The organism is Paenarthrobacter sp. NPDC057355 (assembly GCF_042667405.1).
GTDB lineage: Bacteria > Actinomycetota > Actinomycetes > Actinomycetales > Micrococcaceae > Arthrobacter.
Map to the genome: position 1 here is coordinate 137555 of NZ_JBHVAL010000008.1, position 14374 is coordinate 151928.

Sequence of the window (14374 nt, forward strand, 5' to 3'; positions counted from 1 at the left end):
CATGAGTACTGTTGAAGAGCTGATCAACCGTTCCAACCGCCTCGGTGCGGACAAGCGGAACACCAACTTCGCCGGCGGCAACACCTCCGCGAAGGGCACTGAAAAGGATCCCGTCACCGGCCAGGACGTCGAACTCCTCTGGGTCAAGGGCTCCGGCGGTGACCTCGGCACGCTGAAGGCCGAGAACCTTGCAGTACTCCGGCTCGACCGGCTGCAGGCGCTGAAGTCCGTTTACCCCGGCGTCGAGCGTGAAGACGAAATGGTGGCCGCGTTCGATTACTGCCTGCACGGCAAGGGCGGCGCGGCGCCGTCGATCGACACCGCCATGCACGGGCTGGACGCCGCGCACGTGGACCACCTGCACCCGGACTCGGGCATCGCGATTGCGACGGCGGTGGACGGCGAGGCCCTGACGTCCAAGATTTTCGGTGACAAGGTGGTGTGGGTTCCGTGGCGCCGGCCCGGTTTCCAGCTCGGCATGGACATTGCCGCGATCAAGGAAGCCAACCCGCAAGCGGTCGGCACCATCCTGGGCGGCCACGGCATCACCGCTTGGGGCGCCACGAGCGAGGAAGCCGAGACCAACTCCCTCTGGATCATCGACCAGGCCGAAAAGTACATCGCCGAGAACGGCAAAGCAGAACCCTTCGGGCCGGCCCTGCCCGGCTACGCCGCCCTCCCCGAAACCGAGCGCCGCGCCAAAGCAGCCGCCCTCGCCCCGGTGATCCGAGGCCTGGCCTCCACCGACAAACCGCAGCTGGGGCACTTCAGCGATGACGCCGTCGTGCTTGAATTCCTCGCCGCCACCGAGCACCCGCGCCTCGGCGCCCTGGGCACCTCCTGCCCGGACCACTTCCTCCGGACCAAGGTCAAACCCCTGATCCTGGACCTGCCCGCGGACGCGCCCATCGAAGAGTCCGTGGCGCGGTTGAAGGAACTGCACGCCGAATACCGGCAGGATTACCAGGCCTACTACGACCGCCACGCGGACGCCGATTCACCTGCCCTCCGTGGCGCGGACCCCGCGATCGTGCTCATCCCCGGGGTGGGCATGTTCTCCTACGGCAAGGACAAGCAGACCGCACGCGTGGCCGGCGAGTTCTACATCAACGCCATCAACGTCATGCGCGGCGCCGAGGCGATCTCCAGCTACGCCCCGATCGAGGAATCCGAGAAGTTCCGCATCGAGTACTGGGCACTGGAAGAAGCCAAGCTCGCCCGGATGCCCAAGCCCAAGTCCCACGCCACCCGCATCGCGCTGGTGACCGGTGCGGCGTCGGGCATCGGCAAGGCGATCGCCACCCGTTTGGCGTCCGACGGCGCGTGCGTGGTGATTGCCGACCTGAACCTGGAGAACGCCCAAGCCGTCGCCGCGGAACTGGGCGGACCCGACGTCGCCATCGGCGTCCAGGCCGACGTCACCAACGAAGCCCAAATCGCCGCCGCCATCCAGGAGGCCGTGCTCGCGTTCGGTGGCCTGGACTTGGTGGTCAACAACGCCGGGCTCTCCATCTCCAAGCCGCTGCTGGAAACCACGGAGAAGGACTGGGACCTCCAGCACAACGTCATGGCCAAGGGCTCGTTCCTGGTCTCCAAGGCCGCGGCGAAGGTCATGATCGATCAGGGCCTGGGCGGAGACATCATCTACATCTCCTCCAAGAACTCCGTGTTCGCCGGCCCCAACAACATCGCCTACTCCGCCACCAAAGCAGACCAAGCGCACCAGGTACGGCTCCTCGCCGCGGAACTGGGCGATCACGGCATCCGCGTCAACGGCATCAACCCCGACGGCGTGGTCCGCGGCTCGGGCATCTTCGCCGGCGGCTGGGGTGCCAAGCGCGCAGCCGTGTACGGGGTGGACGAGCAGGAACTGGGCAAGTACTACGCCCAACGCACCCTCCTCAAGCGCGAGGTCCTGCCCGAACACGTAGCCAACGCCGCCGCCGTACTCACCAGCAACGAACTCTCCCACACCACCGGCCTCCACATCCCCGTGGACGCCGGCGTCGCGGCAGCGTTCCTGCGGTGAGTACCGCCATGGGTGATGTCGACGGCGGCGTTTTTGTCGCCGTCGACATTGGCGCTTCTTCCGGCCGCGTCATGCTCGGTCGCGTCTCGCCCTCCACAGGCGTTTCCCTTGAGACAATCCACCGCTTTCCCAACGGAGTCATCGAGCTCGACGGCGGCCTCCACTGGGATTTCGAGGCCCTCTTCGCTGAGGTGCTTGAGGGGTTGGCGGCGGCAGCTTCCGTGGCTTCGGAACATGGGGAGCGGATTGCCAGCATCGGTATCGATACGTGGGCTGTGGACTACGGGCTGGTGGATTCCGCGGGCAAGTCGGTCTCCGTGCCGTACAGCTACCGGGACGAGCGAAGCCGGGCCGCCGTAGCGGGCGTGCATTCCGTCATTCCACCGGAGAGGCTCTACGCGACCACCGGGTTGCAGTTCCTGCAGTTCAACACGGTGTACCAGCTGGCCGCCGAGCGTTCGCTTAGTGGCCTGCAGGCTCTGCTCATTCCGGATTTGATCGCCTTCCTGCTGACCGGCGAGCGCCGGACCGAGGCCACCAACGCATCCACCACCGGACTCTTCGACGCTGTTTCCGGTGAGTGGGCCACGGAATTCATGGACGCCCTTGGCCTGCCACGGGATGTCTTCCCGCCACTGATCCAGCCCGGGGAAACCGTGGGCCGGCTGCTGCCGTCCGTGGTGGAACGGACCGGGCTGGCTGTTGACACCCGGGTGGTAGCAGTGGGTTCACACGACACAGCATCTGCCGTTGCCGCCGTTCCGGCGTCTGCAGAGGACTTTGCCTACATTTCCTCGGGAACCTGGTCGCTGGTGGGCGTGGAACTGGATAAGCCCGTGCTCAGTGAAGCCAGCCGAACCGCAAACTTCACCAACGAACGCGGCGTGGACGGAACCGTCCGGTACCTGCGCAACGTCGGCGGCCTCTGGCTCCTGAGCGAATGCCAACGTTCGTGGGCCGGGCAAGGGTTCAGCCAATCACTGCCCGCCCTGCTCGAGGCCGCCGCAGCACTCCCGCCAGGTGGACCGCAGATCAACGTCGACGATCCTGCTTTCACCGCCCCGGACAACATGCCCGAACGCATCCGCGCAGCCGTGCGGCACAACGGTGACGTGCTCGCGGACCGTCCTGCCGCCGTCGTGCGGTGCATCCTGGACAGCCTCGCGGCCGGTTACGCCCGGACACTGTCCGACGCCGAACGGCTCACCGGCCGCACGACCTCGGTGGTGCACATCGTTGGTGGCGGGTCGCAAAACAGGCTGCTCTGCCAGCTGACGGCAGACGCAACGGGGAAGCCTGTGGTGGCGGGCCCTGTGGAGGCTACAGCCCTGGGCAACGTGCTGATCCAGGCGCGGGCGGCGGGCGTGGTGAGCGGTGGCTTGGCTGAGCTTCGGGCGCTCGTCGGCGCAGGGACGGAATTGGTGCGGTACGAGCCCGGGGAGGCTCCCGCCACAGTCGAGATGAGGATGGAAAGCAGCTTCGGGTCACTGCGAGCCAAAATGTAACTGATCGGTGTCATAATTGGGAATATGGAGATGAGTGCTGAGGCTATTGGCCACGCCATACGCGAGCGACGAAAGGCCCGAGGGTATACCCAGCAGGCTCTGGCCGAGTCCATCGGGGCTTCCCGCAAATTCGTTGTCGATCTGGAAGCGGGCAAAGAGGGCGCGTCCTTTGGTTTGGCCCTCAAAGCCATGCAGCTCCTGGGGCTGGGCATACGCCCTGAGGACAACGGATACCCTGAATTCGCTCAGGACTTCGCGCGCACTCTCAACGATCATGATTACCACTACGCCATGCGGTTACTGGGGGAATACGCCAGCGCCTCGCTCACAGCCGGTCGGGCGTTGATGCCCGCTGCCCCCTCTTTGGATGACGGCGCCTACCGGGCGGCGCTTGGCGCAGTCACCCGATGGCTGTCAGCCAAGACCGGCTCGCCCGTACCCAAATGGGCAAGGAACGCAAAGGCGTCGTCGCAGCCGGTTTTCCTTGCCGAGAAGCTCCACCCGGTGAGTGATCGGATGAAGGAGCTCATTCGTCGTGAGACTCCCCCTGAGATCGCTGCCATGAATGTCTGGATCCGCGAGAGAGACCTGGAAACAGTGTGAATGGCATGCGCGAATTCCGACGGGACGACGTCGTTGAACTGCTTCGCGACATGGAAGAGCGACTTGGAAGCCGCGGCATCGCATTGGACATCCAAATCGTAGGTGGTGCCGCGCTCCTGCTTCACGGCATCTTGGACCGCGTTACCGGCGATATTGATGCACGTTACGCTCCCAGGGACGCTGTTGATGAAGTGGCCGCCGCCATGGCGCAGGAGTACGGGTTGCCCTCAAAGTGGCTGAACAGCAACGCAGCGGCATTTCTCCCCGAAGAGGCGCGGTGGATCGCCGGCCCCGATGGGACGTCGTCCGCTGTCAAGCTCGCAGATCTGCCCACCTTGGCTGCGATGAAGATCGCAGCTGAACGCGCGAAAGATATTGAGGATCTGGGCCACATAGTGCTGGCACTGGGGATCGAAAAAGCTGACGAACTTGTACAACTCGCATTCGAAAAATACGGCGAGCATTCTGTGGCTCTAAGCGCTCCATCAGACAACTACGAAATCGTTGCCGAGGAAGCCATCGCCGCCGCCGAGGCGCTGCGTCGGACCAGATCGTGAACCCTCACCCCATCACCCACGCAGCACCAAGCAGCAGCGGCACCGCCAGCATGGACGTGATCACGGCAGTGGACTGCGCGATCTTCTGCCCCACGCCATACCTGAGCGCGTAGAGCACCACGTTCTGGCCAGTGGGCAGGATCGCGCAGGCCGTCACCACGAACGTGCTGAAGGAATCCAGCCGGAACACAAACACCGCCAGCACCCAGGCCAGGGCCGGTTGGATCACGGACTTCAGAACGATGGCAAGAGTGGTCGGTGCGCGGTCGCCGCCACCATGTCCGGCAGACAGCCCGTGCAGTGACATGCCGAAAATGATCAGCATGAGCGGCACCGCCAGTTGTGCCACGAGCTTCAACGGATCGAGGGTCCAGCCGGGCAGTTCCAGCCCGAGGGCACTGACCAGCACGCCGAGAATCGCGGCAACTGTCACGGGATTGCGGAAGGGAGTGGCAAGGATCCGCCACACAGATACTTTGGTGGCGGTGGGGTTGGTCAGGTCCAGGATGGTGAGCGCAATCGGTGTCACCAAGGCCAACTGGAACAGCATGATGGGAACCACGTACGTGGTGCTGCCCAGGATGTAGAGGGATAACGGAACGCCCAGGTTGGTGGAGTTCACGATTCCTGTTGCCAAGGCCCCAATGGTGGTCCGCCGGACTCCCCAACGAAAAATCGCCCCGGACGCAGCAAACACCAGCATGACAGCCGAAGCGGTCACCACCGAGATCAGGCCGGTGGGGCTCAGGATGTCGGAAATGTGACGGGAAGCGATGGTGGAGAACATCAAGCTTGGCAGTCCCACCATGAACGTCAGCGTGGAAAGCACTTTGCTCCCCTGCGGGCCGAGCGCGTTGGTCTTGCCCAGGATGTAGCCCACCAGCAGGACGACGCCAACTACGAAGAAGCCCTTCAGTACTCCGTCCAAGCTTCTTATCCTTCAGTTACGCTGTTGCCGACCCTTGCGATAGTAACCGTTTTCACCACTGCAAAGGCCGCAACGTCTGGTACGTCACAGCGCCCGATGAGGCTCCCGCGCTAAACTGGTGCCACTATGATCCGCACAATGTTCAAGTCCAAGATCCACCGCGCAACGGTGACCCATGCCGATCTTCACTACGTCGGTTCCGTCACTGTCGACCTGGACCTCCTGGACGCGGCCGACATCCTTCCCGGCGAGCTTGTCTCGATCGTCGATGTCACCAACGGCGCCCGGCTGGAAACCTACACCATTGCCGGCGAGCGCGGTTCCGGCGTGATCGGAATCAACGGCGCAGCCGCCCACATGGTTCATGTCGGCGACACAGTCATTCTCATCACCTACGCGGAGATGACCACGGAGGAGGCCCGGGCCTACGAGCCCAAGGTGGTCCACGTTGGCAAGGACAACAGGATCGTGCAGCTCGGCAACGACCCCGCCGAAGCCCACACCCCCGGGCTCATGCGCCCGCCGCACGCGCTGAGCAACGCGGCGCACCTCAGCTAAGTTTCCACAGCAACGCCCGACGTCGGCACTCACCTGAGCCCCGACGTCGTAGTTTTTGTACAGATACCGCCCTTAAAAGGGCCCCTTAGGCTCATTAGGTGTACAAAAACTCCGGGTCCACATGGCGGAAAGCTCCGCAGAAAACGCTTACTCGCGCAGCAAGTCTGGCTAGGCTGTAGTTCGTGAACCAACGAAACCCCGCCCGCACGCTGTCATGATCGGTGTCCTGTCCGGGTTCTTCGTGGTGTGGGCCATCATCCTGGTGGGCATGTTCGTGGGCCGGCGCGGCATCCTGGGCGACAACGCCAGGTCAGTGCTGAGCTCCCTGACCTTCTTCGTAGCCAGCCCAGCGCTGCTTTTCGAAACCCTGAGCAAAGCGAAGCTGCACGACGTCTTCGCCGCACCCCTCCTGGTCACGGCCGTGGGCGCGGTGCTGACCGGGCTGCTGTTCTTCCTGCTGGTGAAGTTCTGGCTCAAACGCTCCATGCCCGAAGCCCTCATGTCCTCCATGAGTGCGTCCCTGGCAAACTCTGCGAACCTCGGCATTCCGATCGCCGTGTTCGTCCTCGGCGATGCCAGCTATGTGGCGCCGCTGCTGATCTTCCAGTTGGCGTTTTTCACCCCGATGTACCTCATGGCCCTGGATGCCAGCACCAGTTCGCACCGCACCACTCCCCTGCGCTTCGTACTGATGATCGTCAAGAACCCGATGATTGTGGGCTCAGCACTGGGGCTCTTGGTGGCGGGCACGGGTTTCCAAGTGCCAGCGCTCATCCTCGAGCCGATCCACCTCATTGGCGGGGCCGCGATTCCTGCGATGCTGATGGCGTTCGGCATGAGCCTGAACGGGTCCCGGCCCTTGCAGAAGTCCTCGGGACGCCGGCTCGACACTCTGCTCGCCAGCGGCTTCAAACTCGTGGTGCATCCGCTGGTCGCGTACCTTTTCGCCAGGTTTGCCTTGGGAATGGACGGGCACGCACTGTTCGCCGTGGTGGTCACTTCCGCCCTGCCCACGGCCCAGAACGTGTTTGTCGCGGCCAACCGCTATCAAGCGGGAATCACCGTGGCCAAGGACACCGTGCTGATCACCACGATCGTGGCCGTCCCGGCGATGATCGCCGTGGCGTTGCTGCTTACCTAACGCCCCGGCCACCCAAGTAGGTAACAGCAAACGCTCTGCTCGGGCTTGGGTGGAGCGTTTACTGTCACCTAGTTGGGTTATTCGACGTCGGCACTGGCCAGGTAGTGGTCAAGGAGCTGGGCGCAGCGGATGAAGCCCAGGTGTGAGTACGCCTGCGGGTGGTTGCCCAGGTGCGTTTCCGTGGCGGGATCGTACTCTTCCGGGAGCAAACCGGTCGGACCGAACAACGCCACCAACTGGTTGAACAACTCGAGGGCATCATCCAACCGCCCCACAGCCAGGTACGCCTCGATCAGCCAGGTGGTGCAGATGTGGAAGCCGCCCTCCAAACCCGGCAGGCCGTCGTCGTACCTGTACCGGAAAACGGTGGGCCCCACGCGCAGCTCCCGCTCCACAGCGGTGACCGTATCCAGGAACCTCTGGTCCTGGACGTCCAGAAGCCCGGACAACCCGATGTGCAGGACGGCGGCGTCGAGGTCAGGGCTGTCGTACGCCACGGTGTAGGACCGCGCCGAGTCGTCCCAGCCATCGCGAAGAACCTCGGCGCGGATGATCTCTGCCTCAGGAGCCCAGTCAGCGTGGGCGACGCGTCCGTGCCTCGCCGCGGTTTTCAGTGCCCGGTCCAGCGTCACCCAACACATCGTCTTGGTGTAGACGTGGTGCCGCGGCGCACGCCGGGCTTCCCAGATGCCGTGGTCAGGCTCATGCCAACGCGCCATGACGGCATGTGCCATCTGCTCCATCAGGTACCAGTGCTCGTCCGGCAGGAAGTCCTGCCGCTCGGCAAGGTCGCCGATCAGCTCGGCGATAGGCCCGAACACATCCAGCTGGACCTGATGATCAGCGGCGTTTCCAATACGCACCGGACGCGAGCCGGCATAACCGGGCAGGCTCTCCACGATCGCTTCCGTGGACAGCGGCGCACCGGTGACCGAATACAGCGGGTGCAACCATTCAGGCCCTGGCGCATTTTCCAGGATCCGGCCAAGCCAATCGAGGAAACCGTGGGCCTCGTTGGTGGACCCCAACGACACCAGCGCGTTGACCGTCATGGACCCGTCGCGCAGCCAGCAGTAGCGGTAATCCCAGTTGCGCGTCCCGCCAATCCCTTCCGGCAAGGACGTCGTAGGCGCGGCGAGGACGGCGCCCGTGGGCTCATGAACCAAGGATTTCAGCACCAAGGCGGACCGGCGCACCAAGGACGGTTTCATGGTGGGCAGCTGCAGCGTCTTGACCCACTCGCGCATTTCACGCCCGACGGCGGCACGTCGGGGGGGTTCTCCGTCCGGGTCCGCGGGCGGCGGCTCGGTATCACCGCAGCGCATGTTCAGGACCACGGGCCCGTCACCGAGGGCGACCTCCGCGGTGGCTGTCGCGTAGCGGCCATCGCTGGTGATCGTGAAGGCTACCCCGGGTGCGGAGAGGATGATGGGATCGGAGGTTCCGAGGATATGTACTTCATCGCCGCGGATTTCCATACTGAACGGGGCGTTTGCGTAGTCGGGGCGGGGTGCGAAAACCACGCGGGCCGAACCGGTTCCGGACAAGACGCGGACCAGGCTGGTGATGCCCTCGGGAGCGGGTTCAAGGTAATCGGTCACGGTGACGTCAGCCCAGCGGGTCTCCACGATCATGGTGTTGTCCACGTAACGCTGCGCCAGCACCGGCGAGGGCTTCACCGGTTCGACGCTGAAGTGCCCGGCGGGGTCACCGCCCAGGATGTGGGCGAACAGAGAACCCGAATCCGGCAAGGGGTGGCTCATCCAGCAGACCTTGGCGTCCGGAGTGAGAAGTGCCGTTGAGGAACCGTTGCCGATCATCGAGTGCCGTTCCAGGCCTACGGCGTCCTCACCGAACAGCCAGGCGCGCCTAAGTTCGAACAACAGAGCCAGCACGCGCGCAAAGGCTTCAGGGTCCGGGATGGTGTGCGCCGCCGTCGTGCTTCCTGCTCCTACGTGCAATCCAAGGTCGGGGCCGCGCAGGGTGGCGAGTGCCTTCTCGTCGCTTTCGGCATCGCCCGCGTAGAGGGCGGCGCTGACTCCCAGCCGTGCGCGCAACTGCTCCAGCGCCTGGCCCTTGGCGGGTTCCTCCACGGTGAGGTCCAGGACTGTCCCGTCCACGATGAAGTACATGCCGAATTCGATGGCGATTTTCTGGGCGGCGAACCTCACGCGTTCCACCACTTCCGGTGTCGCCGGGCGCGTGTGGACGCCTACCCCTACCGGTTTCCGGACAACGCTGATGCCCTTCTCGAAACCCACGGCTTCGGTGAGGGCGGTGGTCACCTGCTGCAGCATCTGTTCCGTGGCGAGGGAGAGCGTGTAGGCGTAGCCCATGTCGAACTCGACACCATGTGAGCCCACCAAATGAACCTCGGCCGGCAACCGGGATACTGCCGCCAGGTCACGCAAGGACCTGCCGGAAATGATGGCGGCGTGCGTGTTGGGCAGGGCCGCGAGGGCACGGAGGGCGACGGCTGCACTGTCCAGGGGGAGGGTTTCGGTGGAAACACCTTCGGCCGAGCAGAGCGTTCCTCCGTAATTGCAAGCGACCAGAAGGCCTGGAACCCGAGCCAAGACCCGCAGCTCGGCAAACAACTCCGGTGTGATGCCGTTCTGCGCGTCCGACTGGAGGACCGTTCTCAGCAGGCCAAGGGGAAGTGACTTCATCAGCAGTGCTGAATCGGCGACTGTCTGGTTCAAAGGCGCAGGCATAACGAATCCTTCCGAAGCGGATACCTAAAGTTTCCGCCCGGCGGGTTTCGCTTGCCTACCTCCTTTATTGCGTACGAGTAAAGTCTTTCCTTGGATTTATCCGGGTGCTTATGCGGGCACGAGGCCGGCCACGTCGGCCAGCAGCTCAACGGACCGCAACCGCTCCTCGGTGCCCACGCTCTGGTGGGCCACGATCAACTCGTCGGCGTCTGCGAAGGCAGCGAACTCATCAAGATAGTCGCGGACCACGTCCTTGGTGCCGACGGCGGAGAACTTCATCATTTGGGCGATGTGCTGACCCTGCGGGGAATCAAGGACCATGTCTGCTTCGTCGTCCGTGAATTCGCGCCCGCCGCCGAAGAACAGCGAGACACGTGCACGCTTCACCGCCAGGTGAATGGCCTGGGCCTCGGCGTTGCTGTCAGCCGCGGTGACGTTTACGCCTGCGATCACGTGAGGCTCGGACAGCTGCTCCGAGGGCTTGAACTCGCGGCGGTAAATGGCCACGGCGTCCTGGAGCGCAGCAGGAGCAAAGTGTGAAGCGAACGCATACGGCAGGCCCAACTGGGCGGCCAATTGCGCTCCGAAAAGCGAGGACCCAAGAATGTACAGCGGCACATTGGTGCCCTTGCCCGGCGTGGCTTCAACACCTTGGATGCGGGTGGGGCCGGTGAGGTAGCCCTGCAGTTCCAGGACGTCCTGCGGGAACCTGTCCGAGGACGTGTGGTCCCGCCGCAGGGCACGCATGGTGTTTTGGTCACTGCCCGGGGCACGTCCCAAACCGAGGTCGATGCGGCCCGGGTGCAGCGTTTCCAGTGTGCCGAACTGCTCCGCGATGGTCAGCGGCGAATGGTTGGGCAGCATGACGCCGCCGGCACCGAGGCGGATGGTCTTGGTGTGCGCGGCCACGTGGGCGATCAGCACGCTCGTGGCCGACGACGCGATGGCGGACATGTTGTGGTGCTCGGCGTACCAAACCCGGCGGTAACCCAGTTCTTCAGCCTTCTGCGCCATGGCCACACTGCCCGCGAGGCTTTCCGCCACCGTCTGGCCCTTCCCGATGGTTGCCAGGTCGAGGATGGAAAGAGGAAGAGTCACGGGGAAGCCTTTCGGTACGTTTCGCGGTGCCCTCTTCTGCTTTGCCGGGCACTTAAGCGACAACGACGGCGGCGCCCGGCTTATTTCTGTGAGTTGCGTCGCGTGGGGGTTTTGTGACCCTGTTCGACGTCCCGTTAAGTGCCGTGAACCCTTGTATCCCAGCGTTTCGGACTGCTTTGACCGCCCTCCCGGCCGACCCGGATAGTTGCAGCCAAGACCTCGCATCAGAGCCTTCAAAGGAGAACCCATGGCACGAATTACAGCCGCTTCCGGCATCACCGCGGCGCTGGCCGCCGCCGCCCTGCTGGGGCTGGCGGCATGCTCGGATCCGGGAGCGACGGCAGCCGCGTCAGCCCCGGCGTCGAACGCTTCCTCCAGCGCAACCAAGCAGTTCAACCTGACGCCGCAGCAGGACCGCATCAAGGTGTCCGTGGACTCCGCGGCCGCCGCCCTGGTCCCGGACGCCATCAAGGCCGACGGCAAGCTGACCGTGGTGACCACGGGCGGAACTCCCCCGCTGAGCACGTTCGCCACAGACAACAAGACCCTGATCGGCAGCGAAGTTGACATTGCCTACGCCGTCGGCGAGACCCTGGGGTTGCAGGTGGAAGTACTGCCGGTCGCGTGGGCCGACTGGCCCCTGGGTGTCGAGTCGGGCAAGTACGAGGCCGTGCTGTCCAACGTCACGGTGACCGAGGCCCGCAAGGAGAAGTTCGACTTCGCCACCTACCGCAACGACCTCCTGGGCTTCTACGCCAAGGCCGACTCGGACATCTCGACGGTGAAGGAACCCAAGGATGTGGCCGGCAAGCGCATCATCGTCGGCTCGGGAACCAACCAGGAAGCCATCCTGGTCCGCTGGGACGAGGAGAACAAGAAGAACGGCTTGAAGCCGGTCGAGTTCCAGTATTACGACGACGACTCCGCCTCCCAGCTCGCCCTCCAGTCCGGACGTGCGGACCTGACGTTCGGGCCCAACGCCTCCGCAGCCTACAAGGCCGCGAAGGATGGAAAGACCAAGGAAGTCGGCACCCTTGAGGGAGGCTGGCCGCTGAAGGCCGAAATCGCCTTCACCACCCAGAAGGGGAATGGCTTGGCCGTTGCTGCGCAGGCTGCCCTGAACACCCTCATCAAGGACGGCAACTACGGCAAGATCCTGGACCGCTGGGGACTGTCCTCCGAGGCCATCCCCGCATCTGAGCTGAACCCGCCGGGCCTGCCCAAGAAGTAAGCGCCCTCACCCAACTGGGTGACAGCAAACGTCCTAATGACTCGTCATTGGACCGTTTGCTGTCACCCAGTTGGGTTTAATCAGAGCTGTGATGGGTCCGTGTTCGCGCCACACAGTACGACGGCGACCGTCTCACCATCGCGCGGGGCGTACGCACCCGAGAGCAGCGCGGCATACGCTGCCGCAGCACCGTGTTCCACCAGGATCCTGTGCTTCTCCCATAGGGCACGCCGGGCATCCACGATGTCCTGGTCCGTCACGAGCACACTCTCCACCCCGGTCCGGCGGGCCACGCCAAAGCCGATCTCTCCCACCCGGCGGGCACCCAGGGAATCAGCTGCAATTCCGGAGACCGCGACATCCACCGGTTCCCCCTGCGCCAAAGCGGTGTGCAGGGTGGGAACCGTTTCCGGCTCAACAGCAACAACGTGCGCCCGGCCTTCAGCTGCCGCCGCAATGCCGCCCATCAACCCACCGCCGCCCACAGCGACGAGGATGGTATTGACGTCGGGCAGTTCGTCCAGAAGCTCAAGCCCAACGCCGCCGGCGCCGGCCACGATCTCAGGCTGGTCGTAGGCGTGGCAGTAGACAGCGCCTTTCTCCTCGGCGAAGGTGATGGCGGCTGCGTAGGCCTCGGCGTATTCGGCGCCGCCTTGGACCACAGTGGCTCCAATGGCGTAGAGCTTGTGGACCTTGTTCGCCGGAGCGGATTCCGGAACGAAAACAGTTGCCGGGACGCCGAGCTTGGCCGCAGTATAGGCGTTGGCGAGTCCAGCGTTGCCTCCGGAGGCCACCACAATCCCCACGTCAGGATCGAGCTCACCGTTCTCTTTTGCGGTGAGCAGCCGGTTGAAGGCGCCGCGGGCCTTGAAGGATCCGGTGTGCTGCATGTACTCGCATTTGAACCAAAGATTGTACGGCTCGCCGTTTCCGCTTTCCGCGAGGGGCGTGTGCCGGACCCAGCCAGCCGTCCGAGTGTAGGCGGCTTCTACTTCTTCGCGTGTGACCATCGTGGCTGCACCTTTCGTCAGGTTCATCCTATGGTTGGCGGGGATTTCCGGGCACGCCCAATCCTTCATTGCGGCCCCATGGCCTGGATCTCTAAGTTACGGTCACGCTTCCGGTATCACCATGGCAAAGCGCTCAGGCCGGGCGACGTCCGGATCCGGCCCGTTCCGTATACCGCGGTCCAATCCGTCGATGGCCTCCAGTTCGCTGCCGCTGAGTTCGAAATCAAAGACGTCGAAGTTCTCCGCGATCCGTGCAGGGTTGGTGGACTTGGGGATGGCCGAGCGGCCCTGCTGGAGGTGCCAGCGGATCATGACCTGCGCCGGCGTCTTCCCGTGGGCCTGTGCGATGGCAGCGATCGCAGGATCTTCCATCACGTTCTGCCGCGCCTCGCCCCAGCCCGGGTAGAAGGTGATCCCGCCGATCGGCGACCACGCCTGGGTGAGGATTCCGTTGTCAGCGTCGGCGGCCTGGACCTCCGGCTGCGTGAAGTAGGGGTGAAGCTCGATCTGGTTCACTGCCGGCACAACGTCCGTGGAAGCGAGCAATTCCTTGAGGTGGTGTGGCATGAAGTTGCTGACCCCGATCGCCCGGACACGGCCGTCGGACAGCAGCCTCTCCAACGCCTTGTAGGCCGCGATTGTCTGGTCGAAACGGTCCGGAGCGGGCTGGTGCAGGATAAAGAGGTCCAGGTAGTCCACCCCGAGCTTTCCGGTGGCCTTGTCCCAGGCATGGAGCGTCTGATCGTAGCCATAGTCGCTGACCCAGACCTTTGTCTCGATGAAGACATCCCGGCGGTCCAGGCCCGATGCGCGGATGCCTTCGCCAACCTCCCGTTCATTCCCGTAGGCCGCCGCAGTGTCGATATGCCGGTAGCCGGCCGCGAGCGCGGCCTGAACTGCCGCCGTCGTTTCTTCCGGGGCGCTTTGGAAGACGCCCAAGCCGAGCGCCGGCATGGTGATTCCGTTGTTGAGGGTTAGTTGCTTGCTCATGCCCTCCACG

The 14374-nt window shown here is 64.1% G+C and carries 12 protein-coding genes; 7 read left to right on the top strand and 5 right to left on the bottom strand.

The window, feature by feature from the left end; translation table 11 throughout:
- The first annotated feature begins 1 nt into the window (after nt 1).
- Genes ACFUOZ_RS11605 through ACFUOZ_RS11620 form a run of 4 tightly spaced genes read left to right on the top strand, consistent with a single transcriptional unit; the run spans nt 2 to nt 4694 of the window.
- Nucleotides 2–2029 carry a bifunctional aldolase/short-chain dehydrogenase gene (locus ACFUOZ_RS11605; protein ID WP_377548126.1) on the top strand — a complete coding sequence of 676 codons (2028 nt, stop codon included), beginning with the start codon at nt 2–4 and terminating at the stop codon, nt 2027–2029.
- An 8-nt stretch (nt 2030–2037) separates the two neighbouring features.
- A complete protein-coding gene (locus ACFUOZ_RS11610) occupies nt 2038–3534 on the top strand; it encodes a rhamnulokinase family protein (RefSeq protein ID WP_377548202.1) in 1497 nt (498 codons plus the stop codon).
- Between the two features lie 30 nt (nt 3535–3564).
- Nucleotides 3565–4137, top strand: a complete 573-nt coding sequence (locus ACFUOZ_RS11615) for a helix-turn-helix domain-containing protein (RefSeq protein ID WP_377548129.1) — start codon at nt 3565–3567, stop codon at nt 4135–4137.
- 5 nt (nt 4138–4142) lie between these two features.
- Nucleotides 4143–4694 carry a DUF6036 family nucleotidyltransferase gene (locus tag ACFUOZ_RS11620; protein ID WP_377548132.1) on the top strand — a complete coding sequence of 184 codons (552 nt, stop codon included), beginning with the start codon at nt 4143–4145 and terminating at the stop codon, nt 4692–4694.
- A 4-nt stretch (nt 4695–4698) separates the two neighbouring features.
- On the opposite strand, the gene ACFUOZ_RS11625 is transcribed toward ACFUOZ_RS11620, so the two are convergent.
- Nucleotides 4699–5622 carry an AEC family transporter gene (locus ACFUOZ_RS11625; RefSeq protein ID WP_377548135.1) on the bottom strand — a complete coding sequence of 308 codons (924 nt, stop codon included), beginning with the start codon at nt 5620–5622 and terminating at the stop codon, nt 4699–4701.
- Nucleotides 5623–5748: 126 nt separating this feature from the next.
- On the opposite strand from ACFUOZ_RS11625, the gene panD reads away from it, so the two are divergent.
- Both panD and ACFUOZ_RS11635 read left to right on the top strand, forming a co-directional pair.
- The gene (gene panD, locus ACFUOZ_RS11630) at nt 5749–6180 is read left to right on the top strand and encodes an aspartate 1-decarboxylase (protein WP_377548137.1); all 432 of its coding nucleotides are present in this window, start codon (nt 5749–5751) and stop codon (nt 6178–6180) included.
- Nucleotides 6181–6394: 214 nt separating this feature from the next.
- A complete protein-coding gene (locus ACFUOZ_RS11635) occupies nt 6395–7321 on the top strand; it encodes an AEC family transporter (RefSeq protein ID WP_377548140.1) in 927 nt (308 codons plus the stop codon).
- Nucleotides 7322–7398: 77 nt separating this feature from the next.
- Here ACFUOZ_RS11635 and ACFUOZ_RS11640 read toward each other — a convergent pair whose 3' ends face one another.
- Together ACFUOZ_RS11640 and ACFUOZ_RS11645 are read right to left on the bottom strand one after the other, a co-directional pair.
- Nucleotides 7399–10035, bottom strand: coding sequence for a trehalase-like domain-containing protein (locus ACFUOZ_RS11640; RefSeq protein WP_377548142.1), 2637 nt, complete (start codon nt 10033–10035; stop codon nt 7399–7401).
- Nucleotides 10036–10143: 108 nt separating this feature from the next.
- Nucleotides 10144–11133, bottom strand: a complete 990-nt coding sequence (locus tag ACFUOZ_RS11645) for an LLM class flavin-dependent oxidoreductase (protein WP_377548145.1) — start codon at nt 11131–11133, stop codon at nt 10144–10146.
- A 247-nt stretch (nt 11134–11380) separates the two neighbouring features.
- Between ACFUOZ_RS11645 and ACFUOZ_RS11650 the strand changes: the two genes are divergently transcribed.
- On the top strand, nt 11381–12364 hold the full coding sequence (locus tag ACFUOZ_RS11650; RefSeq protein WP_377548147.1) for an ABC transporter substrate-binding protein: 984 nt from the start codon (nt 11381–11383) through the stop codon (nt 12362–12364).
- 80 nt (nt 12365–12444) lie between these two features.
- On the opposite strand, the gene ACFUOZ_RS11655 is transcribed toward ACFUOZ_RS11650, so the two are convergent.
- Both ACFUOZ_RS11655 and ACFUOZ_RS11660 read right to left on the bottom strand, forming a co-directional pair.
- Nucleotides 12445–13374: a threonine/serine dehydratase gene (locus ACFUOZ_RS11655; RefSeq protein ID WP_377548150.1), complete on the bottom strand. Its 930-nt coding sequence runs from the start codon at nt 13372–13374 to the stop codon at nt 12445–12447.
- A 102-nt stretch (nt 13375–13476) separates the two neighbouring features.
- Nucleotides 13477–14364, bottom strand: coding sequence for an aldo/keto reductase (locus tag ACFUOZ_RS11660; RefSeq protein WP_377548153.1), 888 nt, complete (start codon nt 14362–14364; stop codon nt 13477–13479).
- Nucleotides 14365–14374 lie beyond the last annotated feature (10 nt).